28 protein-coding genes and 1 riboswitch are annotated in these 25,329 nt (G+C 42.6%); of the genes, 7 read left to right on the plus strand and 21 right to left on the minus strand.

What is annotated here, in order from left to right:
• Positions 1–30: 30 nt before the first annotated feature.
• The 11 genes from NST40_RS16375 to NST40_RS16425 form a co-directional block, all read right to left on the minus strand.
• Entirely contained in the window at positions 31–1,038 is a 1,008-nt protein-coding gene (locus NST40_RS16375; RefSeq protein WP_081387609.1) for an iron-hydroxamate ABC transporter substrate-binding protein, read from the minus strand.
• Between the two features lie 203 nt (positions 1,039–1,241).
• Complete coding sequence (locus tag NST40_RS16380; protein ID WP_076126699.1) at positions 1,242–3,059, minus strand: APC family permease; 1,818 nt, start codon at positions 3,057–3,059, stop codon at positions 1,242–1,244.
• 124 nt (positions 3,060–3,183) lie between these two features.
• A riboswitch (cyclic di-AMP (ydaO/yuaA leader) is annotated at positions 3,184–3,343 on the minus strand.
• Between the two features lie 194 nt (positions 3,344–3,537).
• Positions 3,538–4,002, minus strand: coding sequence for a disulfide oxidoreductase (locus tag NST40_RS16385; RefSeq protein ID WP_076126701.1), 465 nt, complete (start codon positions 4,000–4,002; stop codon positions 3,538–3,540).
• The gene (locus NST40_RS16390) at positions 3,999–4,751 is read right to left on the minus strand and encodes a DsbA family protein (RefSeq protein WP_081398128.1); all 753 of its coding nucleotides are present in this window, start codon (positions 4,749–4,751) and stop codon (positions 3,999–4,001) included. Before NST40_RS16390 ends, NST40_RS16385 begins: the two co-directional genes overlap by 4 nt.
• A 161-nt stretch (positions 4,752–4,912) precedes the next feature.
• Positions 4,913–6,229, minus strand: coding sequence for a hemolysin family protein (locus NST40_RS16395; RefSeq protein ID WP_036687555.1), 1,317 nt, complete (start codon positions 6,227–6,229; stop codon positions 4,913–4,915).
• A 314-nt stretch (positions 6,230–6,543) separates the two neighbouring features.
• Positions 6,544–7,008, minus strand: a complete 465-nt coding sequence (gene gerQ, locus NST40_RS16400; RefSeq protein WP_036687556.1) for a spore coat protein GerQ — start codon at positions 7,006–7,008, stop codon at positions 6,544–6,546.
• A 144-nt stretch (positions 7,009–7,152) separates the two neighbouring features.
• The gene (locus tag NST40_RS16405) at positions 7,153–7,584 is read right to left on the minus strand and encodes a cell wall hydrolase (RefSeq protein WP_076126705.1); all 432 of its coding nucleotides are present in this window, start codon (positions 7,582–7,584) and stop codon (positions 7,153–7,155) included.
• 894 nt (positions 7,585–8,478) lie between these two features.
• Positions 8,479–8,871 carry a DUF2500 domain-containing protein gene (locus tag NST40_RS16410; RefSeq protein WP_036687780.1) on the minus strand — a complete coding sequence of 131 codons (393 nt, stop codon included), beginning with the start codon at positions 8,869–8,871 and terminating at the stop codon, positions 8,479–8,481.
• A 194-nt stretch (positions 8,872–9,065) separates the two neighbouring features.
• Entirely contained in the window at positions 9,066–9,242 is a 177-nt protein-coding gene (locus tag NST40_RS16415) for a hypothetical protein (protein WP_169744776.1), read from the minus strand.
• A gap of 223 nt (positions 9,243–9,465) precedes the next feature.
• Complete coding sequence (locus tag NST40_RS16420) at positions 9,466–10,755, minus strand: hypothetical protein (RefSeq protein WP_081387523.1); 1,290 nt, start codon at positions 10,753–10,755, stop codon at positions 9,466–9,468.
• A 30-nt stretch (positions 10,756–10,785) separates the two neighbouring features.
• A complete protein-coding gene (locus NST40_RS16425; protein ID WP_076277012.1) occupies positions 10,786–12,168 on the minus strand; it encodes an amino acid permease in 1,383 nt (460 codons plus the stop codon).
• Positions 12,169–12,340: 172 nt separating this feature from the next.
• On the opposite strand from NST40_RS16425, the gene NST40_RS16430 reads away from it, so the two are divergent.
• Positions 12,341–13,264: an L-lactate dehydrogenase gene (locus NST40_RS16430; protein WP_036687562.1), complete on the plus strand. Its 924-nt coding sequence runs from the start codon at positions 12,341–12,343 to the stop codon at positions 13,262–13,264.
• Positions 13,265–13,455: 191 nt separating this feature from the next.
• On the opposite strand, the gene NST40_RS16435 is transcribed toward NST40_RS16430, so the two are convergent.
• From NST40_RS16435 to NST40_RS16445, 3 genes are all read right to left on the minus strand, one after another.
• Positions 13,456–14,427: a glycosyl hydrolase family 53 gene (locus NST40_RS16435; RefSeq protein WP_342409728.1), complete on the minus strand. Its 972-nt coding sequence runs from the start codon at positions 14,425–14,427 to the stop codon at positions 13,456–13,458.
• Between the two features lie 112 nt (positions 14,428–14,539).
• Positions 14,540–15,445: a tyrosine-type recombinase/integrase gene (locus NST40_RS16440; RefSeq protein ID WP_076106781.1), complete on the minus strand. Its 906-nt coding sequence runs from the start codon at positions 15,443–15,445 to the stop codon at positions 14,540–14,542.
• A gap of 28 nt (positions 15,446–15,473) precedes the next feature.
• Positions 15,474–16,376 (minus strand): LysR family transcriptional regulator, encoded by a 903-nt coding sequence (locus NST40_RS16445; protein WP_076277013.1) that lies wholly within the window; start codon positions 16,374–16,376, stop codon positions 15,474–15,476.
• Between the two features lie 128 nt (positions 16,377–16,504).
• Here NST40_RS16445 and NST40_RS16450 point away from each other — a divergent pair, with 128 nt between their 5' ends.
• The 3 genes from NST40_RS16450 to NST40_RS16460 all read left to right on the plus strand — a co-directional run bounded on the left by NST40_RS16450 (position 16,505) and on the right by NST40_RS16460 (position 20,485).
• On the plus strand, positions 16,505–17,827 hold the full coding sequence (locus NST40_RS16450; protein ID WP_342409729.1) for an amino acid permease: 1,323 nt from the start codon (positions 16,505–16,507) through the stop codon (positions 17,825–17,827).
• 198 nt (positions 17,828–18,025) lie between these two features.
• Entirely contained in the window at positions 18,026–18,982 is a 957-nt protein-coding gene (locus NST40_RS16455; protein WP_076277014.1) for an alpha/beta hydrolase, read from the plus strand.
• A gap of 189 nt (positions 18,983–19,171) precedes the next feature.
• A complete protein-coding gene (locus NST40_RS16460; RefSeq protein ID WP_342409730.1) occupies positions 19,172–20,485 on the plus strand; it encodes a PQQ-binding-like beta-propeller repeat protein in 1,314 nt (437 codons plus the stop codon).
• A 6-nt stretch (positions 20,486–20,491) separates the two neighbouring features.
• Here NST40_RS16460 and NST40_RS16465 read toward each other — a convergent pair whose 3' ends face one another.
• The 5 genes from NST40_RS16465 to NST40_RS16485 are packed head-to-tail and all read right to left on the minus strand — an operon-like array spanning position 20,492 to position 22,155.
• On the minus strand, positions 20,492–20,875 hold the full coding sequence (locus tag NST40_RS16465) for a hypothetical protein (RefSeq protein WP_076217743.1): 384 nt from the start codon (positions 20,873–20,875) through the stop codon (positions 20,492–20,494).
• Positions 20,876–20,878: 3 nt separating this feature from the next.
• Positions 20,879–21,055 (minus strand): spore gernimation protein GerPD, encoded by a 177-nt coding sequence (locus NST40_RS16470; RefSeq protein ID WP_111504304.1) that lies wholly within the window; start codon positions 21,053–21,055, stop codon positions 20,879–20,881.
• Positions 21,033–21,647, minus strand: a complete 615-nt coding sequence (gene gerPC, locus NST40_RS16475; protein ID WP_076126719.1) for a spore germination protein GerPC — start codon at positions 21,645–21,647, stop codon at positions 21,033–21,035. Before gerPC ends, NST40_RS16470 begins: the two co-directional genes overlap by 23 nt.
• Positions 21,648–21,689: 42 nt before the next feature.
• Positions 21,690–21,917: a spore germination protein GerPB gene (locus NST40_RS16480; protein WP_076277016.1), complete on the minus strand. Its 228-nt coding sequence runs from the start codon at positions 21,915–21,917 to the stop codon at positions 21,690–21,692.
• Positions 21,918–21,930: 13 nt separating this feature from the next.
• Positions 21,931–22,155 (minus strand): spore germination protein, encoded by a 225-nt coding sequence (locus NST40_RS16485; protein WP_036687577.1) that lies wholly within the window; start codon positions 22,153–22,155, stop codon positions 21,931–21,933.
• A 114-nt stretch (positions 22,156–22,269) separates the two neighbouring features.
• Between NST40_RS16485 and NST40_RS16490 the strand changes: the two genes are divergently transcribed.
• Complete coding sequence (locus NST40_RS16490) at positions 22,270–22,728, plus strand: Hsp20/alpha crystallin family protein (RefSeq protein WP_076126722.1); 459 nt, start codon at positions 22,270–22,272, stop codon at positions 22,726–22,728.
• 220 nt (positions 22,729–22,948) lie between these two features.
• Entirely contained in the window at positions 22,949–23,116 is a 168-nt protein-coding gene (locus NST40_RS16495) for a hypothetical protein (RefSeq protein WP_169744777.1), read from the plus strand.
• Positions 23,117–23,237: 121 nt separating this feature from the next.
• Here the strand turns inward: NST40_RS16495 and NST40_RS16500 are convergent, their stop codons facing one another.
• On the minus strand, positions 23,238–24,110 hold the full coding sequence (locus NST40_RS16500) for a GNAT family N-acetyltransferase (RefSeq protein WP_342410906.1): 873 nt from the start codon (positions 24,108–24,110) through the stop codon (positions 23,238–23,240).
• A gap of 186 nt (positions 24,111–24,296) precedes the next feature.
• Here NST40_RS16500 and NST40_RS16505 point away from each other — a divergent pair, with 186 nt between their 5' ends.
• Positions 24,297–24,689: a hypothetical protein gene (locus NST40_RS16505; RefSeq protein ID WP_076217741.1), complete on the plus strand. Its 393-nt coding sequence runs from the start codon at positions 24,297–24,299 to the stop codon at positions 24,687–24,689.
• 197 nt (positions 24,690–24,886) lie between these two features.
• On the opposite strand, the gene NST40_RS16510 is transcribed toward NST40_RS16505, so the two are convergent.
• Positions 24,887–25,300, minus strand: a complete 414-nt coding sequence (locus tag NST40_RS16510) for a VOC family protein (RefSeq protein ID WP_076217738.1) — start codon at positions 25,298–25,300, stop codon at positions 24,887–24,889.
• Positions 25,301–25,329 lie beyond the last annotated feature (29 nt).

Consider the following 25,329-nt stretch of genomic DNA (forward strand, 5'->3'; position numbering starts at 1 on the left):
ATCAGTCTCATTCATGGTGAATTACGACTTTTATTTCACAAGACTTTTTAGCACATCGTCAATGATTTTGCTGCCAGCGTTCGCCCCACTGTAAAGCCAACTGCTTGTTGAGCTCATTTCATGCACATTTCCAGCTTTTACAGCTGGGATGCCCTTCCAGATTGCACTATCTAGGATCTCCGAACCCTCAGTCTTATCACTATTTACAAGGAAAATATGATCTGCGGTCAGCTCAGAAAGCTTCTCTAGTGAGATCGGATTCCAAGTTGCTCTTGTTCCTACTGGGATCTCTGTTACTAAGTTAGGCAGCGTTACGCCAAGGTCTGTATATAATACAGCTCCACTGCTGCGGGTTTCGTCTACAATATAGAAGTTTTTTTGCACCAACCATAAAATAGCCGCGGACTCTTGTCCAATAGCTCCTGCAAGCTGTTCTTTCGCAGCCGCTGCTTTAACATCATAATCTTTAATGGCTTTTTCTGCTTCAGGGGTTTTGTTCAAAATCTCACCCATCTTGAGCAACGATTTGCGCCAATCTTGATTTAGTTCATCCCCAATTACATAAGTGGGTGCAATCTTATTCAACTGATCGTAAATCCCGTTCTGAACAGAAGACTCCGATGGGATGATAATAAGATCCGGAGCAAAGCTGGTTACAGCCTCTAACGGAAGGTCGTAACTAATTGTAGGAACATCCTTCAATTCAGTGGCCAGATAATCCTGAACGCCATTTGTAACTGACCATTGAGCTACTGGAGTTACACCCAGAGTTACCAAAGAGTCTTCTAAATATGAACCCAGAACGCGTTGTGGATTAGCCGGAATCGTTACTTTATGACCCATTGCATCTGTTAACGTCTTAGGTGCAGCAGGTGCCTCTGTAGATTCTGCTGTAGGCGCTGTTGTAGGCGCTGTTCCTGCATTTGATGAGCTTTCAGCATTATTATTACCACAAGCGGAAAGTATTAGCGTCATCACTATTAGTCCGCTCATCGTCACTTTCATGCTTCCTGATCTTTTTCTGTTAAGCCAAAACATTAAAAACCCTCCTATATGTAACTGCTTTGATATTCAAAGGTGACCTTTACCTCTGCTTCACTTTTAAATGATATTGATTCTCATTCTCTGTGTCAACATATAAATTTCAAATTCTGTGGATTTGCAACAATTTCCTTCATATAAAATACAAAAGAGGTTATATTCCGAACGTTCCGGATATAACCTCATCTTTAATCTTCTACTTATTTATTTAAATGATACGGGACAGTCGCTACTACAACGTCTTTTTGATTCATTAGATACGAGCGGATTAAAAAGCTGGTCTGATTATGAAGCACGGCTTGCCACCAATGTTTGGTAATAAACTGTGGAATCAGAATCGTGATGTGATCCGTCGCAGCGGTCTTCCACTCTACCGTATCGATAAACTTCACTAACGGACGAATGATACTACGATATCTGGAACGAAGTACAATCAGGCGTACACCTGGATTCCATTCCTCCCACCGTTGCTCCATCTTATGAATGTCTTCTTCATCAAAGCCTACATACACAGCAACAACATTATCTGTTAGAGACTTCGCATAGCTGATGGAATGTAATACAGCACGTGTAACCCCTGCAACAGGAACAACTACAGTACTTCCTTTAATTACAGGTTTATCCGTAGCCGGACATATACGCAGTTGATCCGCAGTGTTCAAATAATGCTTATGAATACGGTGGAACACGAACATTACAGCAGGTAAGAAAATGAATGCCATCCATACGCTCGAGAATTTAGTAATGATAAATATAAGCGTAATCGTCAATGTAGTCAGCATACCGATGGTATTTACTACAAATCTTTTCACCCATCCAGCGGGTCTTGTTTTGATCCAATGCACCATCATCCCCAGTTGGGATAAGGTAAAAGGAATGAACACGCCAACCGCATATAGTGGAATCAAACCTTCCGTATTCCCATGGAATGCAGTCACAAGTATGATAGACATAACTCCTAGAAAAATAATGCCGTTTGAGAAACCCAGGCGGTCACCACGGACCATAAATGCATGTGGCAGATATTTATCTTTTGCAAACATAAAGGCGAGCAGCGGAAACGCTGAATATGCTGTATTAGCTGCCAAGAACAAAATCACTGCTGTAATCCCTTGAATGAAAAAGTACAATCCGCCACGGCCAAAGGTCGATTCAGCGATCTGAGAGACAACCGTAGCCTTTTCATCTGGCACAATACCATACCAATACGCCAGCACAGTGATTCCGGTAAACATAAAGCCAAGGATAAGTCCCATGATCATTAGCGTCTTGGCTGCATTCTTCTCAGCCGGTGCTTTAAAGTTTGGGATCGCATTAGATACGGCCTCAACCCCCGTTAGGGCTGAACAACCAGAGCTAAACGCTTTTAATAGTAGAAACAAACTTACATTAGATACGGCGCTGCCTATTTCAGGAACATTCGCATGCGCGCCACCCATTGCATATTTAACGATACCGGAGATAATCAGAACAACAATCGAAACCACAAACAAATACACTGGAATTGCGATAAATGAAGCCGATTCAGTCACTCCGCGAAGATTAATGATTGTTAATAAAACGATAACAGATACAGCGATGAGAACAGTATGATTATGAAGACTTGGAAAAGCCGATGTGATCGCATCCGTCCCTGCCGAGGCACTAACCGCTACGGTAAGAATGTAATCCACCAATAATGAACCCCCAGCGAGCAGCCCTGTCGGAATACCAAGATTACTCTTGGCTACGATATAAGCTCCGCCTCCTTGCGGATAAGCAAAAATCGTCTGCCGATAGGATAAAATCAGGATGGCCAGCAGGCCCAATACGGCTAATGCAATTGGCAGGGAATACCAGATGGCAGTAAACCCGGCAGCCACTAGTACAATCAGAATTTGTTCCGTTCCGTAGGCTACAGACGAGAGCGCATCAGAAGACAGAACAGCCAGTGCTTTAACCTTGGATAACTTTTCATGATCGAGTTCATTCGACTTCATCGGACGTCCGATCAATAGTCGTTTTACCTTGCTTACCATGGTGGATACAGTTCCTTTCTTTGGGAGCTGAAACGGAATTTCCGTGCGCTGTTTTCATCGGTGGATTTCATAAATGCAGACACAAAAATAAGCATACGGAAATGATCCGCATGCTTATGCATGGTCATTTTCCCACCTTGCTTACGAGGTTAGCTGGCGGATTCGGGCTGTGGTTATAGCCCTACGGTAGAGATCTGTTCGACCCGGTTCCGATTCACCCCATTGGCATGAATGCCAAGTTTGGTTCCCCCGTTTTTCCTAAGAAAATTCAGCGCATATTCAACTTCTCACAAGGTCTAATATTAGTCTACAAAGTGCCTACAGTAAAGCGTTGAAAAAAATGAAAAAAGAATGAAAAAACATCCAATAAGCTCAAATATAGCGTCTTATTGGATGCTCTCTTTCATTATCTTCAATTATCCCTCTAGCCCGTGATTTTAATACCTTTTCAGCTTTTTTGTAACTTCCAAAGTAAAAACTAAAATCCTAAGCTCTCCTCAGCATCTACTTCAATCACTTCTTCTTCCCTACGTCCATACCAAAGAAGGAGACTTATTAGAGCAAACGCTATTAAAGCTAACAAAGGAATCGTTATAAATCCGAAGTAGTTCAAGTAATCTTTATTACAAGGAACACCAACTGTACAAGGTAGAACTTTACTTAACGCTGGAATCTTCTGTTCCGCATAATGATAGATTGAGATACTGCCACCAATCAAACTTAATGGAAGCACATAAGGAATGATGCGCTTATCTCCACGGAAAGTGGCAATTCCCAACAAAAATAACTGCGGATACATAAAAATCCGCTGAAACCAGCAAAGCTTACAAGGTTCATACTTCAAGACTTCACTTAAATACAAGCTACCAGCTACAGCAACCAAAGAGACGAACCAGGCCAGATAGAGGCAGTTACGCTTGCAAAAAGATAGGAATTTTGTCACTTTGCCTCCACTGCTTTTGCGGCGGTGTTAATTTCAGATGTAATCGCTTCAATATCGAAAGGTTCAGCCGTTTTCACTCCATTAATGTAGAGCGAAGGCGTAGTTGTCACGCCTGCGTCAGTTGCCAACTGAATGTCTTTCTTCAGCTCATCTGCATAAGTTTTCTCTTGGATGTCTTTACGCAACAGATCGTAATCGATCGCTAATTTATCTTTTTCAGCAAGGCTTACCAAGAAATCCTCAGTGGCCCATTCCACACTCTCATCCCCTTGCTGCGCATACACAGCATCATAGAACTTCCAGAATTCATCCTTATTCTGATGGTATACAGACAATGCAGCTAGTGAAGCTGTCTCAGAGTCAGGACCAACGAAAGCCATATTTACAAAGTAAAGAGCTGCTTTTCCCTCGTTGACAAAATCTTGAACAATTTTCGGTTTCATGGAGCCAGCAAATTGGGAACAAGCTGGACATTTGAAATCACCAAATTCAACAAGCTTAACAGGTGCATCCTCATTACCAATCCTAGGTAGCTCACTGTAATTGAATTCTACCGGTTCTCCTGTAGAGACATTCTTTGCTGCATCTTTCGAAGCTAACATAAACAATCCAACAAAAATGATAACTACTACAGCTATTGAACTAATAACTAAAATTCTCGTTTTCTGCTTCTGTTGCTCCTGTTCTACCCGTCGTTTCTCTTGTTTGCTCAACTGGGGAACATTTGGACTTTTTTTAGGTTTACTCAAGGAGAATTCCTTTCTGTCCTCTAGGGACTAATGTAGTTTTTATCATATACATTTAAAATTATATAATTATTAATCTCTTTTTGGCAAACAGTATGGTCAAAAAAAACAGCGTGACTCCAAAAGGAGAAACGCTGCTCTTATTTTAAAAATATATAATTCCATTAAGCTCCAGCTTCTTCATTCAATAACTGTAACCGCAATAGCTTAATTCGAGAAATTCGCTTATTCTCAGTCTCTTCTACAATAAATAGATGATCATCAAATTCTACGGATTGCCCTTTTTGAGGTGGATTAACCTCCAATTTAGAATACAGCCAGCCGCCTATCGTATCGTAATCCTCAGTCTCCATATGAAGACCTAAAAGATCATTAATCTCTTCAATAAGCATCAAACCGTCAATGGAGTGTTCATCCTCACCAAGCTTCTCAACACCGGGACGTTCCTCATCAAATTCATCCTGAATTTCTCCAACAATTTCCTCCATGATATCTTCCAGTGTCACCATTCCTGAAGTACCCCCATACTCATCGATCAATATGGCGATTTGTGTCTTCGCACGCTGCATAACTTTCAGCAAAGCACTAATCTGAATGGATTCCGGCACGGTCAATATTGGACGAATTAATTTCTGATAACTTTGTGGACGATCCTTAATTAAGTCCTTTATATGGATGAAGCCTAAAATATGATCCTTATCACCGTCACAGACGGGATAACGTGTCCTCATGCCATCATAGGCAATCTCAAGGTTCTCCTCAGCAGAAACATGATTATTCAGACAGATCATCTCTGTCCGCGGAATCATGATCTCCCGAGCCATGGTATCCACAAATTCAAAAATATTGTCAACTAACGCCATTTCAGTATTATCTATAAAGCCGCTTTTGTTACTTTCCTGCATGATAATACGAATTTCTTCTTCCGTATGCGCCGTTCCCAGCTCTGAAGCCGGGGCTAATCGGAAAATTTGCAGTAAACCACGCGCCAGCCCATTAACGATCCATATCACTGGATACATGATTTTGTAAAATACATTCATCGGTCCTGCTGTTAGTAAAAGGACAGATTCAGCCTTGTTAACAGCAATGGTCTTAGGTGCAAGCTCACCTAATACGATATGCAAGATAGTAATGAACATAAGAGCAATAACCAAAGATACAACATTAACAGCAGTTTCTCCTAAACCTATGCTTCCTAATAAAGGCCCGATAAGATTAGCTATAGCTGGTTGACCCAGCCACCCTAATGCAAGCGAAGCCAATGTAATGCCGAGCTGACAGGCTGAGAGATAGCCATCCAGGTTGCTGACAATGCTTTTTGCATTAAAAGCTTTTTTACTACCTTCTTCAATCAGGGTATCAATTCTACCACTTCGTACTTTCACCATTGCATATTCGACTGAAACAAAAAATCCGTTTAACAATACCAACAAAATAATAAGACCAACATGTAATATACCGGGTAAAGGGTCGCTCAATTTATACTCCTATCCACCATTTTCCGTACATGGATGGATAGGCCCACCTCCTTCGTTTTTTCAGAGTATTGGCAAAAAGCTTGCCGTTTGTTCCTTTCAGTATCAATTTCCCAATGGTTTCATCTCCAGTCTAGAATCACGTTTTTGAATATATACTTTATTATATTAATATATTGGGGCAAACCGCAAGCATGCGTGTCCTTTCGAAAAAAAATGGGCGATGATTATCAAGATTATTCCATAAATTCATCACAAATAAAAAGAACTCCTAACCTTTTGGCGTTGGAGTTCTTCTCATCGAAGATGGATTAAATTTAGCGACAATTTCTCATCGTTGGAGGATTGCCAATTACACCTGGGTATTGGTAAGTAAGGGGCTCATCGAAGGTAGCATAATCAAAATAAATCATAAGTAAGACGGTGCGTTGGCCGGTCGCAGGGTCACTGATAATAATGTGGTCACGGCCTGCCGCTTCCAGCACACCCTTGTAAACTTTGGCATTCCAGTCTTTGTTGTTCTCATAAGTAAAATAAAACGTACCTACTTTTCCTAAATTCAGGCGGAAAATATTCTCAATGTAGGATTGTTCGAACGTTTGTGGTGGGTTCTGAACTACTACTCCCCCTGGAGTCATTGGACTGCCACTGCTTACTTGGGGTGGCATGCTGCCCATGCCTTGCATTCCTGATGACATCGGCATTCCGGAAGACATTGGCATACCTGAAGAAGAGACACTACCGATGGTATAAGTTACGGGGCGGTAAGGTTGAACGATCATTTACTGAAACCTCCTAAATGTTTATCGGAGCATAGGCTCCCTTGGACACTAATGAAACTTACATTTGGGCACAATTGAAATCACACTAACTTTCTGTGAGAATTACTCATTTTATTGAGTAATTCTCTTTGCACAGTTACCATGCTAATTGCCGATAAATACAGTCGGGCAATCTTCTCCGGTCGGAGTAAAGAAGCAATGGGCTTTAAAGCGGCCTGTGTTTTGTTGGTTATACCAGGTTGCAGGACAATCACCTGCGGGTCTGAAGAACCACAAAGCATTGGTAGCTGGCCAGGTTCTTTCACCAGCAATTACACGTTTGGCTAGACGGATATCTGCTTCTCTGGCTCGCTGGTAGAAGTATCCCTTCTGCGGCGCTTCGAAACCTCCAGGACTTTGATAGACCATATCATTCACATTTCGAATGTTATTAAAGTCCAAGCAATTGCCAAGAATCCGGTTGACGCCAACATTGCCGACCATGAGCATGCCGAGATCTCCATCTTCCTCAGCTTCCGCTCTCATCAACCGCGCCAGCACCTTCACATCTTCCGAGTTCGTTTTGATGACGGCCACGCTGTCTCCTCCTTGGGGTCACTTCTTGTAGCAACCTCGTTCTTAACTGCATGCTGTATAGTATGTGCATTCGCCTAAGAGGTGACAGTTCCCGCCTATTTTTTAGAGTAGGGATCTTTCCTTTTAACCACTCAGCAAATCCCCTTTAGCGACACTCTAAGCTGCGTATGTCCATATGCTGCATATGTCCTCGCTAAAGCGTCAGAGTCGGGGTCGGGGTCGGTGGCAGCATCAGAGTCGACGTCGGGGTCAGCGTAAGTGCCAGCATCAGAGTCGACATCAGTGTTAGAGTCGAATCGGTGCTGGAATTGGTCTCGGTGTTAGCAACAATTATCAACCTCAGCTTCGATGTTCTTGTTAACGACAGCTTTAGCATCAGAGTCGACGTCGGTGGTAGCGTCGAACGGTGCTGGAATCGGGCTCGGTGTTAGCAACAATGTCCACGTTAGATCAATTTTCTTGTTAGCAACTGCGACAACGTCAGCACCCGCTCAGAAGGCGCTATCGGACACAGCTGACCTTATTCGCGATATTAATCCACTTTTCGGATTCTAACGGACCCCAAAGCCCCTATTGGCCCGCAAAGCACCGATTATAAGCCTCTTTCTAATGAATAGCTGCATTGGAGTCCGAAACTAGGCTCAAAAGACTGTGAATTTGCAAATAACGTCATCTGGGTCCGCAAGGTGAGAGGGTAATGAAGATCTGACACTTAATAGATGATCGCACCTACAGTGAGCTTTGAGAACTACGAGGTCAGTGAGCTTTGAGAACTACGAGGTCAGTGAGCTTTGAGAGCTACGGTATCAATGAGCTTGAATGGTACATAACCAAAACGCAAAACAGCGATCCACCATGAGCATGAGGATCGCTGTTTTGATTTAATACAAATGACTACTCCGCAGTTGAGTATTGTGGCTGTCGTTGGAATCCATGATATCTGGTTCCTTGATAAGTAAGCATTCCTCTATCGCCTTCAGCACTCAAGCCATATTCATGGCCATCTACTTTAAATTCCATGCGACTACCGCCCTCCAGCTCGTACGTTAAATAGTAAGTTGTACTTGTACGAGTTGAGCCATTCTCTTCCTGAAGCTGCTGCTGTCGTACTTCAGTCCGTTTGCTAACGATATGCGCAGGGATTGTTAGTATGGGGGAGCCATTGTTCCTGCCCCATTGAAGCAAGCCCCTGCCTGCTGATATAGCAAGAATACCAATCATAACAACGATAAAGATCGGCATCACCGTTCCGGCAAAATCAAACATCCATGAAAGATCCGGGCCCATTCCCATGACAGTTTCCCCCTTCTTCCTCTTGTTATTCAGCCTAATTGCTGCGTTCTGGGTACTTCTGTACATGTATATGCCTCATCTAGTCCAGAAAGCATTAAATAAGTGAGACTAGATGCAAAAAAGACCACTTCGTTTTCTTAGAAATCAAGAATTCGAGTGGTCTCTATACAGAGTTTTCAGTTATTAAATTAAGCATGAACTAGGTCTAGCAATTTCTTAGTTTCGTCCGTCTGATCGTCTAACATTCCATTCTCAGCCCAGCAAGCTCTGCATTGTTCTTCAGTTTCACAAAGATGAGCGTCATCACAGTTGTAGCAAAGTTGCAAAAGGTTTCTTGTCATATAATCTGTTTCGAATGTTTTCATTGTAATCTCTCCTATTCGATGTCTGAGTTTGTGAAAATTTGAACTTGTTTTCTATGTGTTAAATATATCACAGGTTTCTTTAAAAGTCATGTGATTTTTTTCACATTTATAAAGAAAATTTTAAATAAGTTTTTTCCTTATATTCAATCATTCACAAACAACAATAACCCCCCACTCTTCTAACAACAAAAGAACCTACCATCAGGCAGGTTCTTATTCCTTATTACATTACGCGCCAGCTGATACCACCATTCGTAGTCTGTAACAGTATCGAGCGCTTGTCCTCTTTTTTCTCAATCAAAAGCCACCCCACCTCAGTGGAAAAAAACTGCAGCTTTACAATCTCCGGATATTCCAGAAGCTTAGATCGCAGTACACTGCTCTCTTTAAGCGGTAACCAGGTCGCTCCTTGATCAATCGTATGGTAAAGGGTGTCGCCAAGTATGGTCCAACCGATCTGTGAATTCAAAAAAGTCGGAGCAATTAGACGATTAACACCAGCTTGTGCGTTCAATCCAAAGGAAGCGAATTTCCAATTAGCACCGCCGTTAGCTGTAAAATAGCCATGGTAAGTGATCGTTTTTTCTTTATCCTTTTGACAGCCAACAGACATCCAACCAGTAGACTTACTAGCATCGAAGAACTCCGGTTTGCCAGTAATTACTCGGTCACAATCTTCTAAACGTTCGTTAACTAGAAAAGCTGGCCCGAGGCTCCAGCTCTTACCGCCATCTTTTGTCATAAAGATTTTGGGAAGAGCACCTGTCTGTAGTGTCACAAATCCATGTGTACTATTGCGAAAAATCATTCCAGTGGTGACCCCGGCAAACGGTATCGAATCATTTGGGAAATTCGGATTGTATTGCTCATTCTGCATCACTTCTTCCCAAGTGGCCCCACCGTCTGTCGTTGAAAAAAGTGCCTTGTTCTCTTTATTGGAAGAAGCGTTCCATGAGGTCATCAGCCAACCCTTTCTGGGTGAGTTGAAATATACAGAGGATACTGTATTCACATCTCCTAAAGATGAGATTTTCCAGCTTTGGCCACCATCTGTGGTTCGCAGCACAATCGTTTCTGTCGAGCCAAAAGCACTTCTTATAATCCAACCATGAGATGGATCCGTGAAGAAAATCCCCTTCCCATACACAGGATTGGAGAGGAACTGCACATTTGGTGCTGGTGAAATATTAGCCCAAGTTGCTCCGTTATCCCGGGTCAAGTACAACCGGAGTTCGTTTTTGGTAACCCCCCAGGCCAGACCCTCACTTTCACTAAGCAGCTGAAAATCTGTAAGACGAGTCTGAATTTGATATTTCGGAGCGCTATCATTGTCAATATGATTGGCGTCTGGAGTAATCAGGGTTATCGTCTGTCCTTCTTCAGGTGCCTCTGTCGGCTGGGGCTGCTGAGTAGGTTCCGGGGGAGGAGATGAACAAGCCGTGACCACCCACGCTAACAAAATCAGCATCAATATTAATCTTATTCCCTTCAATCCAGCAATCTTAGATGCCAATAACCTCTCTCCTCTCGGATGGATTGAATCTTATTTATGATTCAAATTACTATTACGATAGCCATATAGTGCATAGATTAGAAGTCCAACAACTGTCCAAATTAGAAAACCAATCCAAGTCTCACTTCCTAGATTATACATCAAAATACCACAAGTTGCCGCACTTAACAGCGGAATGAAAGGTACCCAAGGAACTCTGAACCCTCTTTTTAAATCCGGATGAATATATCTAAGCGCGATTACCCCTAAAGACACTACAAAAAAGGCAAACAATGTTCCTATGCTTGTCAGATTTGCCAACCGGTCCAGTGGGATGAAACCCGTTAACACAGCTATTAAGATACCTACCATCCATGTGCTTCGTACAGGTACCTGTGTTTTAGCATTAATCTTAGATAAACTTATGGGCAGTAGGCCATCACGTGAGATGGCAAATAACAGCCGAGTTTGACCGAATAACATCACGAGCAGTACCGTAGTCATTCCCGCAATGGCTCCAACAGAGATCAGACCGGCAATCATATCCTGATTTACAAAGCGAAGCGCATAAGATACAGGATCACTAACATTGAGATCAGTATATGGAACAATACCCGTTAATACGAGTGAGACAAGAACGTACAAGACCGTACAGATAGCAAGGGATGAAATAATTCCAATCGGCAAATCGCGTTGGGGTCTTTTCACCTCTTCAGCAGCAGTTGCTAGCGCATCAAAACCTATGTAGGCAAAAAACACTGTGGCCGCGCCATTGATCACGCCATGGTACCCAAAAGGGAGAAACGGAGTCCAGTTCTCTGGCTTCACATAGAAAAATCCTGTTACGATAAATAGAAGCACCACTGCTATTTTGATAAAAACCATGATTGCGTTAAAGCGTGCCGTTTCTTTGGTTCCCCGAGTCAGTAAATAGGAAATTAACAAAATGATGATTACTGCAGGCAGATTTATTATTGTACCCGCTTCTGCATTATAAGCCCCCGATAGTGCGGTTGGAAGATGTATCCCAAAGCCCTCTAATAACCCCTGAAAATACCCTGACCAACCGCTGCTTACAGCCGCTGCGGCAACTCCGTATTCCAAGACAAGATCCCAGCCTAAGATCCAAGCTAACAGTTCTCCAAAGGCTACATAACTATAAGCATAAGCACTCCCGGAAACAGGAATGGTCGAAGCAAATTCCGAATAACATAATGCCGAGAGCACACAGGCAAACGCCGCTAGTAAAAAAGAAATTATAAGACCAGGACCTGCATGTTCTGCTGCGGCAACTCCTGTCATTACAAAAATACCTGTGCCGATAATGGCTCCTACCCCAAGCATTGTTAGATCCAGGGCACCCAACGTCTTGTTTAACTGCGTCCCCTCAGAACTTGTGGGTATGTTTAGAGCCTTTTTACGAAATAAATCCATCCTTACATTCTCTCCTGTCTAGTCTTGCTAAGATAATGAAATAAAAATCACATTTTAGTATGGCCTTAATTAGGGTAATGCATTAAATAAGATCAGCTTGAAAACACTACCGTTAACGATTATGATGGACAAGATTGAAACCAAAAATTTGAAATATTAAGGAGATGGAGACATGGCCCCCCCAAAACCCAATCGGGTCGTAGTTATCGGTACTGGAGCAGTTGGTACAACTACAGCCTATACATTATTGTTACGTAGACGTATGCCCGAACTCGTACTTATTGACGTTAATCATCAGAAAGCACTTGGCGAAGCACTGGATATGAATCACGGCATGCCTTTTGTCGGTGGTGTGAAGTTATGGGCTGGTACTTATGAAGACTGCCGTGAAGCAGATATCATTATAGTCACTGCCGGTGCATCACAAAAACCGGGAGAAACCCGGATAGATCTGCTTCGTAAAAATATTTCGATTTTTAAAGATATCATTGAAAAAATTACAAAGTATAACCAACATGCCATTCTACTTATTGCAACTAACCCTGTAGATATTCTGTCTTACGCGACTTTGAAAATAAGTGGGTTTGACCGCAGACGTGTAATTGGTTCTGGTACGGTACTTGATAGTGCTCGTTTTCGTTATTTGATCGGTCTTCACAAAGAAATCGATCCTCGCAGTATTCACGGACAGATCATCGGTGAACATGGAGATTCAGAGCTTCCGGTTTGGAGTCTTGCGAATGTAGCTGGGATTGATCTTGGTTTTGACGAAGCAGAACGCGAAGAAATCTTCCAAGATACCAAGAATGCAGCCTATGAAATTATTGATGCCAAAGGCTCAACCTCTTATGCAATAGCTCTTGCACTGGACCGAATTGTAGTCTCCATTCTTCATAATGAAGGCGCCGTGTTGAATGTTTCTACTTTATTAAATAACTATAACGGGGTTTCGGATGTCTATCTCGGTGCACCTTGCGTAGTAGACCGCTCGGGTGTTCGACAGGTACTGGACCTCCCACTCAATGAAACCGAACAGGCTTTATTCCAGAAATCCGCTGAGAAGCTAAAAGCAGAAATAGCTAAGCTAGAATTGTAAGCGAATATGGCTGGAAACAGCCTTTTTTGACTACAAAAGACACAAGAAACCGTCCTTTTTATATGTGGAGCGTTGCCTCCACTATGAAAAGGACGGTTTTTAATATAACACGAATTAACTTAGCCTGCCAATGACAAAAAGATCCTTTAGCAGGCCAGGCTCACCTGAAATTCCGGATCTTTTTTATCAATTTATTTAGTGATAGGTTGCTTGTAATATTCTTTGAGAACTTGTTCGGCTTTTTTGCCATAAATATCAAAACCACGGTCAATGGAAGCCTCTTCCAAGGCATATAATTTCGTGCTCCAGTCCCACCAGAAGTAACCGGCAAACCAAGGTTCATTCCAGAATGCTTCCAGCGCTGACCGATAGAAGTTGGCTTGTTCATCTTCTGAATACGGTAAGTCTGTGTATGTAAAGTCCCATGGCATGGTGGCACATCCATGAGCACTTCGGCATCCAATCTCGATGAATACGAGAGGCTTGCCAAATTGCTCAGAAAGTGACTTAAGCCGCGGTTTCTGCCGCTCCCAACCAGCCAGCATATTCTCATAAGAATCTCCCGGCACGGAAGCTACCGGATAATAAGCGCTGGTTCCGATAAAATCCACCTCATCCAGCCATTCGATTCCTTCTTCTTTGCCATGATTAGCATTATAAATGATCGGCCCTGTATAAAGATTAGTGACCTCTTGAATTAATTGTCTCCATTCCGTAGTTCTAGACTCTGTGCCTACCATTTCGCAGCCGATACAGAACATCTCACATTCAAGCTCTTCCGCCAACTCTGCATAGTGTTTAATGAAATTTGTATAAGAACGGAACCATGCTGCCCAATAAACCTCTCCCTCTTCCGGAAATCCAATCCTAGCTCTCCAAATGCCATCCCTCGAATTCACAACAGGTTTAAGACAAACTTTAAGACCAAGCTGTTTTGCCTGTTGTACCGCATGTGCGAGATCACGATCTGTCACCGTGTAACCGTAATCATAATGAATTTCTGTTGAATGCACTGTGTCTTGCCATGTCCAAAAAGATAAGGCGATCCATTCGCTTCCTGTCTCCGCCAGCTTTCTCATCGAATCTTCTGCATATTCTGTGCGGTATTCGCCTCGTTTTGATCCCCAGCCATAAGTCATCCCTTTTAGAAATACATCCTTCACGATTAGGACCTCCTATAAAAAACTCTTAATAACTGTTAGAATAAATCAATACCGTTATAATAACAAGTTATTTTTTGTTATCAATTTTCTAAGGAGGTTTCTTTCTTTTCTATCACAGCTGGATTTGCAATTTAGACATAGCCTCTTCCTTCTCACGACTGGTAATATGTGTGTATACGGTTGTAGTCTGGATCGAGGAGTGACCAAGCAGTTCCTGTACAGTACGCAGATCTGCCCCTTTTCTCAGCAGCATGGTTGCAAAGGAATGTCGGAGCTTATGGCTTGAATACGGACGTCGCTGTGCTGCTGGCACATCCCTTTGGAAACGATCAAAGGTATCTGCTGCAATTTGCTGAATGCCGCGGATCGACAACCTGCGTCCTTTTTGTGAAATGAACATCGCTTCCTCTTTACTGCGCCAAGGATCTAACCTTTCTGCTAACGCAGAGTCGAGAAAAGGCACTACATCCTCGGGAACCGGCACATTACGCCATTTACGCCCCTTCCCAAACACACGGAGGGAATGTCTTTCTACATTATAATCACTCAAATTCAGCGTGTGGACTTCCCCCACCCGAAGCCCCATATAGGACATCAACAAAAAAACTGCTAAATTGCGCTTTTTGTATTTACCATCTATAGAAGATAAAAACCGACCCAGATCACTTTCATCTAAGTAGACCGGCTCACGATTGATCTCCGTTTTGGATTTCTTAATCCCGGCTGCCGGGTTGTTCTGAAGTAATTCCAGCTCGATCAATGCCTTGAAAAAACAGTTAATCGCAGCATGCTTCCGGTTACGGGTCGCATCACTCACTCCACGTTCGCGGACAGAGGTCAAAAAAGAAATGACATGCAGCTTCTTCACCGTCTCAAGCTTTTTACCATTCAGACTGTCTAAAAACTGTTTCACATCTACTAAATAGGATTTTTGCGTATAGGGAGTGTACCCGGCATCCTTCATCCAGATGAGAAAGGCCTCCAGCCCTTCTTCGTAGTCTTCACACCACTCATTCATGCCTTAGAGCCTCCTTGTTAATGTTGATCTATATTAGACTTCTCCATTGCTCAGCATGTTTTTGTATCGCAAGTAAGAACTCCGTCAGTACGGGCGATTTCCATTTCTTATGATGATAGGCGATCTGCGTCGCCACACGCTGTGATTCATCATTCCAATTCAACCTGGCAAGTTTTCCTTCGGCGAGTTCATTTTTTACAGTAATTAATGGAAGAAAGGCAATGCCAAGATCAGCCATCACACATTGCTTTATCGCCTCGATGCTCCAAAACTCTAACGTGGGGTCAGGAAAAACACCGTAACTGTTCAAATGCCGTTCAAATAAAGTCCGGTAGGAACAGCCCGTTTCGGTATGAAGTATGGTCACTCCTTTTAAATGAAGGGGTTCTACCTCAGCAAGGTTTAATAAGGGATGATCTGGCGCTGCGATCAGCGTCATCGGCTCATGTACTAATGTTTCTATATTTAAATCTTTATCTTCCGTCTCAGGTTGCAACAAGAACGCTAAATCCAGTTCACCCGAACGGACAAAATCTGATAGTTCCCAGCAAGCTCCAGGCTTCAGAAGAATTTGCACCTTCGGATATTTAGCGCGAAACTCCTTAATAATACCTGGTAAGCGAAAAGCAGCTAGAGATTCAGGAGCCCCAATCCGTAAAGAACCCGTAAGTTCACTATCCGAGCGTAACGCGTCCTCTGCTAAAGTGTGCATTCTGGATATTTCTTGAGCGAACGGGAGCAACCGACGCCCTGCGTCGGTTAGGATAATCTTTTTACTGATCCGATCAAATAATGGCTGGCCAATTTCAGACTCTAGTGCTTGGATTTGTGCAGTAATACTGGACTGTGCATAATCAAGCTTCTGTGCTGCTCTAGTAAAACTGCCCGTCTCCACTACCACTAAAAAGGTAAAAAGATGACGTGACTCCATGAATTTCCCCCTAAATGAAAATGAACCATCGGAATATCGAATGGATACTATTCAAAAATTCTGTTTTTCCAATGGATCTATTATCTGCTACTCTAGAACAAAAGACAAGGAAAGCAGGATAAAAAAACATGAAGGAATCCGGTTCAAACACTTTACAAAAAAACATTGGCATGCCTCAGGCTATTGCCCTTTACATCGGGGCTGTGTTGGGTTCTGGGGTCTTAATTGTTCCTGGTTTAGCTGCAGAAATGGCGGGTCCCGCTTCATTACTGGCGTGGGGATTTATGTCGTTGCTGATTTTGCCGATGGCCTTATCAATGGGTCTGCTCTCTGCTAAATTCCCTAACGCTGGAGGCGTGTCCCATTTTGTAACGCTTGCTTTTGGTCCAAAAGCTGGCTCACTGGTAGGATGGTTCTTTCTGATGTCCGTTCCGATTGGCGCACCTGTTGCTGCACTGACTGGAGCTGGTTATATGACCGCCGCTATGGGCTGGGACGAATCTGCAAGAATTACTATTGCCGCTATTATGTTGGTCATTGGCCTGATTACGAACTGGATTGGTATGCAGGTAGCTGGAAAGGTACAAATAGCGGTAGTTATAGCGATTGTTGCTGTGCTGGTCTTCTCCTTTGCTACTGCACTGCCCCGTATGGAAGTCGAACACTTCACTCCCTTTATCCCACATGGATGGATGAGCATTGGCCAGGCTGCTGCAATCTTATTCTGGTGTTTTATTGGCTGGGAGGCTGTCTCACACCTATCTGAGGAGTTCAAGGACCCACAGCGTGCCGCCGTTAAAGGAGTAACTATCGCCGCTATTATAGTAGGGATTCTATATTTTCTCTCCGCACTAGCAACTGTTGGTACACAAAGCTACCTCAAAGGTGGATCAAGCACTTCACTCGTCTGGATTATTAGTCAGCCTCTTGGGCGCTGGGGAGGATTTATTGCCGGACTTACCGGTCTGTTCATCTGTACAGCCACAATTATTGCCTATGCAGGAGCTGCCTCACGTGTGGCTTATGCTTTATCCCGCCAAGGCTCTGCGCCGAAATGGATGGGTAAAATATCCAAACAGTATCATACCCCTATCGGTGGCATAGCTTTTCTTCTGCTCTGTTTTGTATCGGTGATGACGCTGTATGGCAGCGGGTCCCTCTCCATCACCACTCTGATCCAGTTTCCGAATGCTACTTTTATCCTGACTTATATCGGAGGTTGTGCTGCAGGAATACGTCTGCTCAAAGGAAGTCGCTTAGGTGTGACGATAAGCTGGATTTCTTTTTTAGCAACAGCTGCTGTGTTTCCTTTTACGGGCTGGGCGATAGGCTATCCGCTACTCATTACTTTGGTATTCGTTTGGATTATCCGTAATAAGCGTAAACAGAGGATGCGTGTCACTGAAGAGATTGGTCCTGAAATGCATAAGGAACAACAAAAGGTGTTGTAAGGCTCTAACTGCGTTTGAACTTCTCCTTAAGGAATAGTTGTACTGGTGTCCGAAACCGTGCTCAATAGGCGATAAATGTGCAAATAGCGTCAAATCTCTAACTAGTCCTAAACGGGCATTCGTTTCAGCAGCTGCTTAGATGGTTATGGAATGAAGAGGGTATACTAGACTATGACCAGTCAAAGGAGACGATAAATCATGCCAAACAAAACTAAGATTATTCTTGAGCCAGCTGCTCAAAAATTTGCCGATGATAATGCGAAACCTCCCTTTCTACCTGACCTTGGGCCAGAAAAAGGCCGTGAAACGGTAGATAGCGTACAATCCAGTGAGATATATAAACCTGAAGTTGATATTGAAGATCTAATGGTGCCAGGTGGACCTAACGGTGATGTTTCCATAAGAATCGTTCGTCCCCCAAGCTCCTCATCAGCGTCGTTGCCTGTTATCCTGTACATTCATGGCGCAGGCTGGGTGTTTGGGAATGCTCATACCCATGATCGCCTGATCCGCGAACTAGCTGTCGGAGCGGAGGCCGCAATTGTTTTCCCAAATTACAGCCTCTCTCCAGAAGCTAAATATCCTACAGCTATTGAAGAAATCTATGCAGTACTCCAGTGGACAGCTGAAAAAGGAAGCGAGCACGGATTAGATACTAGCAAGCTTTCTATAGCCGGAGACAGTGTTGGTGGGAATATGGCCGCTGCTATTACTCTAATGGCTAAAGAACGGAGTGGGCCGAAGATAGCGAAACAACTATTATTCTATCCGGTAACGGATGCCTCGTTTGATACTGAATCCTATCATGAGTTCGCCAAAGGCTATTTCTTGCAGCGGGACGGCATGAAATGGTTCTGGGATCAATATACTACTGACCCTGAGGAACGTAATCAAATCACGGCCTCCCCTCTTCGGGCTAGCCTAGAACAACTACGGGATTTACCAGATGCACTGGTCATTACTGGTGAAGCAGATGTGCTACGGGATGAGGGTGAAGCTTATGCCGCCAAATTGCGGGAAGCTGGCGTGAATGTTACGGCTGTCCGCTTTCAAGGCATCATTCATGATTTTGTCATGCTGAATCCTTTAGCCGAGACTCATGCTAAAAAAGGAGCTATCAAGTTAGCGACAACATGGCTTCGTGAAGGTTTCTAAACAAATCAACTATTGACATATTCCTTTACTAGGCGAATTGGTTCCCACAAGAATTCTTGTGCGAAACTGATTCGCCTTTTATTGTTAACATAATATTTATTATGTTAACAAGTGTATTTTTACAATTGAGAAACAAATATCCATTCTCAGCGTCAATATATTATAAATGATGTATAAGGAGCTAAAATCGTGAAATATGTACCGTTTATCCTAAAGACCGTTATATCTTCCTCCTTGCTCGTATCTGGAGCTGGTATATATTTGTCTAGTGCTCAAGCAGCAGTAACAACTCCTGCCTCCTCTTCAACAACCGTCGACTCTATCACCACAATTAAACCCTTATGGCACGACAAGGCAGATGGTCAAGGAATTTATAGCCAACAGGCTCCTATTGCAAATGGATTATTCTATTATTCATCAGGCGGGACACTAAAGGCCGCCAATCTCATTACAGGTAAAGTTAAATGGTCCTACAAAAACGGAACAAATCCTGAGATTATAACGAATAACTCGGTTTTCTTTATCACTTATGAGGGTTATCTTGTAAAAGTTAATGCTCAAACGGGGAAATTGCTTTGGAAGGTTAAGGCTGCCAAAGATCCGATCGAGATCGGTGCTTTCGCGGAGTTAGTTAACGGAGTGATATACTTCCGGAACGAGCATGGTGGAATTGCAGCTTATCATCCGGTTACTGGTAAAAAGATCTGGGAGAATAAAGACATCCCTATGTATGTAGGAAGTATCGACGGTCTTTATAACGGGGTATTGGTCGTATCCAGTACCGTTGATAATAGACGCACACAGTTTTTCGGTCTCGATCCGGCTACAGGCAAGAAGTTATGGAGAATTCAGGGATTTTATAGCTTTGTTGCTTACCGGGATGGTGAATTATTACTCCGCGAACAAGCCAATGCTGCAAATGATGCCTCTAACGAGCCTCTTAAAGGCTATCAGTTGACCTTGATACATCTAGATGTTAAAACTGGAAAAGCGAAGACCAAAAAGAACTATAAACCGCTCGAAGATGTCAGTAGACTCGGTAATTATTTTACATCACTTCAAGGCTCGTATCTATATACAGCCGATGGAGGTTTAGACCAATGGGGTGGTCATCCACTATACCGCTTTACCTTAGGTCAAGAAACAGCGAGTGAACCCAAAAGTTATGAGGAGTACGGAAATTGGGTGGCTGGTCCAGTGAATAACATGGCTTTTTTCCAAAAGGATGCACAGATTACTGGCGTTCAAATGAACGATAATCGCATTATAAGCTTCAACGGTCCGGACAGTCCCGCGCTTAGCGTTCAATTTCTGGGTAAGGGGATTTACGCTGGCTATGAGAATGGCTACTTCTATATCATAAATGCAGAAACAGGCAAAGCGCTTGGCAAAGTAAAGACCGGAGCACAACAATACGGCACACTATTTAGTGCGAATGGTATTCTCTACATCCAGACGGAGCACGATATATTCGCGATTTCCCTGCCAAAAGAATTAAAATAGTTGTTGTTACTCCTTATCTTTTGCAGCCACTTCTCGTTTAAACTCACTGGTTCGACTCTCCAGATGAACTGACCCGCTGTTTCCAATCTGGAAGGTCGTGCCAGACCCAATCGATAGAATTTTAATATATTGTATATTAATCGTTGTTTCCACGGAATCCTTTAATATCACAAATTCATCCGCTTCATTCCCTTGGTTTGTCCATACAGGGATAGGGATGTCTATGAGTGTAGTATCTTTCGGGTGATTATTAATCTCCCTTATGTTAAAAAGATAATTCTCCTTGCTTCCCAGGAATTTAGATTGAACCCGGTCTACAGATCCACAAATAAAAATAGAACTGTCGGACAGATTGTTGATATAAACATCTTGTATGCGTGAGGTGTGCATAGGTTAACTGCCTTTTTTGACTTGATCTGGAGCGCTCTGAGTATATTCTATTACGCTGTCAAACGCCGAGGAGCAATGAATGGATTGAGTATCCCCTACTAAAAATACTGATGAACCTGAGATCGAAACGACTTTCACTGCATTGACACTAATATCTCTATTGATCACCGTTATCTTCATTCGTCTCCCGCCTTCCGGTTATATTTATTTCCAAATGCCGCTCTACTGCCATAACGATATCTCGTTTGATTTGCTCTACAATAGAAGCGCATTCCTCATCAGTGTATCCACGCCCTTCTTCTGTGGCAGGGAGTTGGTTTACATACTCGTTAATCCGTCCATCCATTTGATTCAGCAGATCCTGAGTCACCATTTGGATATATTGCTCATCAATGCTTAAATTCTTCTCTTTTTCTAAACGTGAAAATTGCGAGGGGACCTCTTCTTGCACATACTTCAAAATCTGTGGGCGAATCTGATCCGATAAGGCAGTTGTACCATCCTCCCGCTCCCCAATAGGTTTACCGTTGATCATCGCTTCATCCAGATTGTTTCCCTCATTCGGTGTAATGCCTATATTTAAAGTGCCTTCCAGCTTTTCGATTTTTAATTGTTCAAAATGATAATTGATAGGTCCTATACTTGCAGATTTATTGTTCTTTATGCTGTCTACATCGCCTTGCAAATCGCGAAGCTGCTTCTCTAACTGTTGAATCTTCTCCGCTTGCAATCTTAGTGTATTAAAAACCTGCTGAGCGTAATACGGATGCATACAACCCCCTCCTATGGTTTATTGTATGCAGGGACAAAGAGCCTAATTCAGATGTGCATATAGTTCCGCCGCTGGCGGTAAGGATACAAGGGGTGAAGCCATTTTTTCCGCTGGAGTCGTTGGAGCCGATGATGGAGCTCCAGAGGTCTCATAATTATGAGACAAAGTATTAATTCGTCCCGATGTACCAATCTGAAGTACCGAGGAATTAGAGATAGTGCCGATTTTTAGATTATAGATCGATATGCATTGATATACCGTAATGTTCATTTAAACCCCACCCTTAAGGAGGTGATACTTGATCCACCACATCTGAATCCATCGTATTTGTACTGCTGGCCGCATTATTCGTTATATTCGTACCTATAGAGTCACCTATGGAGAAGGAGTTGGCACCGGCATAAATTTTAGAGTTGCTGCTCAGGATAACGGATGCCGTATTTCCTACTAAGACTGTGGAGCTGGGGCCTACGCTATTGATTTTAATATTGCCGATGATTGAAACCACCAAACCACTCCTCCTTTCGGAATGATAAGCTATTCTATGTAGATATTCGCCCAGATGTCACTGAATAAGTCAAACGCCCATACAATGGATAAAAACCGTAGGAGGCGCAGAGCTATGAGTCCCAATAAGACGAACCCTTTAGATTGGATGAATGAAGATCCCTTTTTTAAGAAAAAGTTATCCTTGAAAGCTCTTGAAGAGCAGTGGAAGTTGGATCCTAACCAAATTGACGGGTATGTCGAAAAAGTAATCCGTGAAGCAACTGCAGCGACCTCCTCTTCATTTATGAACGAAACCACAAGTTTAAGTTTTGAGCATATCGACACTCATAATCACCTGATTACCAAAATTCGTATTCCGAACGGAATTCACCCCGAAAGTATATGGGCACAAATCAATCGCACACAAATTAAATTAACAGGTTTAGGAAAAGATCATAGCGAGATTATTCAGTTGCCAGTTCCCGTCATTCCAGATCAGAGCAGAGGCACTTATAAACAAGGTTCCCTGCAATTCAGAATGCCTAAAATGTCAGCGGGAAGATTCAAAGATATCGACATCCGATATTTATAAAATATTCCTTTAAAATCCATCTGTTTTACTCGTCCAAGTGCCCCATTCCCCCTAAAAAAACGTCTTAAAATCAAAACAGCGTATAATTTAAGTTATACGCTGTTTTTTGAGGGTGTTTTTTGCCCCTTTTTCATCCGATTTTCTATTCTTTTCGCTCTTCGAACTTTAAGTTCCTCTTGGTCATAAGATGGAGTATTAAGCGTAAAGGTGGGGGCAAATCATGTCTAAAAACAAACGCGGCAAAGCACTTTGGCGCATTCCATCCCGGGCCAGAGGAACATGTCCGATCTGTGGAAGCACACGTATTAAGCTGTTGTACTTCGGGAAAGGCATTTCAGGTGAAAAGCTTAACGTATGTAAAAAATGTGATGGGAAGCAAAAGGCATGAAAGCATTTAGCAGATAATTCACAGAACGGGTTACCAAATAAAGTGCGACCTTAACCTCGAACCTAAGCTCGACAAAAAAGCTATCGCACTTTGCTTGGTAATCCTTCACTTTCAAAAACTTTTATAGTTCAATCCGATATCGTCTTTCCTCATTCGTTAGAATGAATCCGACAGATTCATATAGCCGTAATGCAGAATCATTTTCCGTAAGCACCATCAGAGATGCCTCTTCCAGTCCGTGGGTTCTAAAATAGCTCAATGCTTGAAAAAGCATGTACTTAGCAATTCCGGATCTTCTCCATGGCTCAAGTACAAATACATTTTCGATGTAGCCACCCTTCTCTTCCTGCCAGACCATTAAGCTACCCGCAACCTTCTCCCCTTCTCGAACAACAAGTGATGTCCAGAGCGGATTTTGTTTAAATTCAGCTAACCGTTCTTTCCCTAGCGGAGTTTCCGGCCAAATCTCAGCTTCTAATTCCAAATAATGCTCGTCTTCTTCAGGCGTCTCCATATTCCAGGTTGCGAATTCAAGTTCCTTAGCCAGAGTGGGTTCAGACAAGCCATCACTTAGATTGTGTTTCATCTTAAATAAGCTATTATAATGAGAGAAGCCCTTCACTTTTTCGAAAAATTGAGTATTCAAGACTTCTGCCGAATCGTTCCCTACACATAGAGTGGTTTTGTAATCCTTTGATAACGTTTCTTTTAATTCGAGTGCTCTTAATAAGAGTGACTGATAAACTTTTTCTAATAAATCATAATCGCCTTCACGTTCTGGTATTGTTTTTAAGTTCAGGTAGATCGAATGTCTGCTATCCTCGGAACGGCCGGGCGGAACAATATTGATGATGCTCACTTGACCTTTGGCCACCATTTTACCGTCCTCGAAAGCGCAATATACATTTTCCCAATTTTCCTCAGTGCCAACCCACCAAAAAACAACATTCCCCTTTGAAGATACTGTGCTATAAAGTTCACCAAGTAATGGCATGTCACCTTGTTCAAAATGACGGATAGTAGTCAATACAAAACCCCTTTTCAAATCATTAATATGGAATATATTTATAATAACATGCATGTCCACACTTGATTTGGTAATGAATTTTTATAACTAACTTCTCCTTGTTGTAACATTTTTTAAGTAACCCCTGTCTTACTTATATAGGGGGACTGAAGGATGAGAAAACGATTTTTTATAGGAATTACGCTATTTCTGATTACTTGTGGAGTTGCTCTTGGTGTAGGGACGATATCAAATCTTCTGAGTCCGTTTAAAAGCTTCTCAGTCATCGTAGATAATCAATCTGATGTTGATATTAGCTCTATCGAAGTAGGATTAATTCGTGCGGATTCAAAGAAATTGTATACAAGTCCAATAAAAGCAGGACAAAAGAAAAAATTCAAACCAAAATTGAGTTTAAATGGTGAAGGTGCTATATATCTTCGATATACCAACTCTAACGGACAGTCTAAAGAACAAACCGTGTGCGGTTATACCGAATATTTATCAGGTCATTCCAAAGTCACGATTACTAATGAACGCACAACCGTTGTTCAGCAATGTAATTAACAGCTGTTACTTTAATTGCTAATATACAGCTAATTTCTTCATTAGTCATAAGCGGGCTGCAACCGTAATTTAAAAATCAGAAGATTCCTCAGACCTTTCCGCTGCCTGAACACTAAGGGTCCGAGTACGTCATTTTACAGACGAACTCGGACCCTTGTGATACAGAATATTATCTGACCGTGCAACACATCAATCGATTACACATTCCCCGAAAGATTTAATTGCCATGACACACCAAATTGATCCGCTACCCAGCCAAATTTCGAACTGAATGGATATTCGCCTAGTGGCATGAGCACCTGTCCACCCTGGGATAATGCTGCATAGACGCGGTCAATTTCGGCTTCACTTTCACAATTCACATATAAGGATACCGCTGGAGTAAAGGTGAATCCATGCTTCACGTAGCTATCTATACACATAAAGACTTGTCCATGTAATGAAAAAGTAGCCTGCATGACACTCCCTTCAGGGCCTGCTTCATTTGCTCCATAACGTTTAATACTGATGATTTCGGAGTGATCAAATAAAGAAGTATAGAAATTCATAGCTTCTTCAGCCTTTCCTTCGAACATTAGAAATGTCATTATCTTTTGATTCAGTTCCTTCATAATCGTCCAGCTCCTTAAAGTAATTTTAT

The organism is Paenibacillus sp. FSL R10-2778 (assembly GCF_038593035.1).
Classification (GTDB): domain Bacteria; phylum Bacillota; class Bacilli; order Paenibacillales; family Paenibacillaceae; genus Paenibacillus_AQ; species Paenibacillus_AQ odorifer.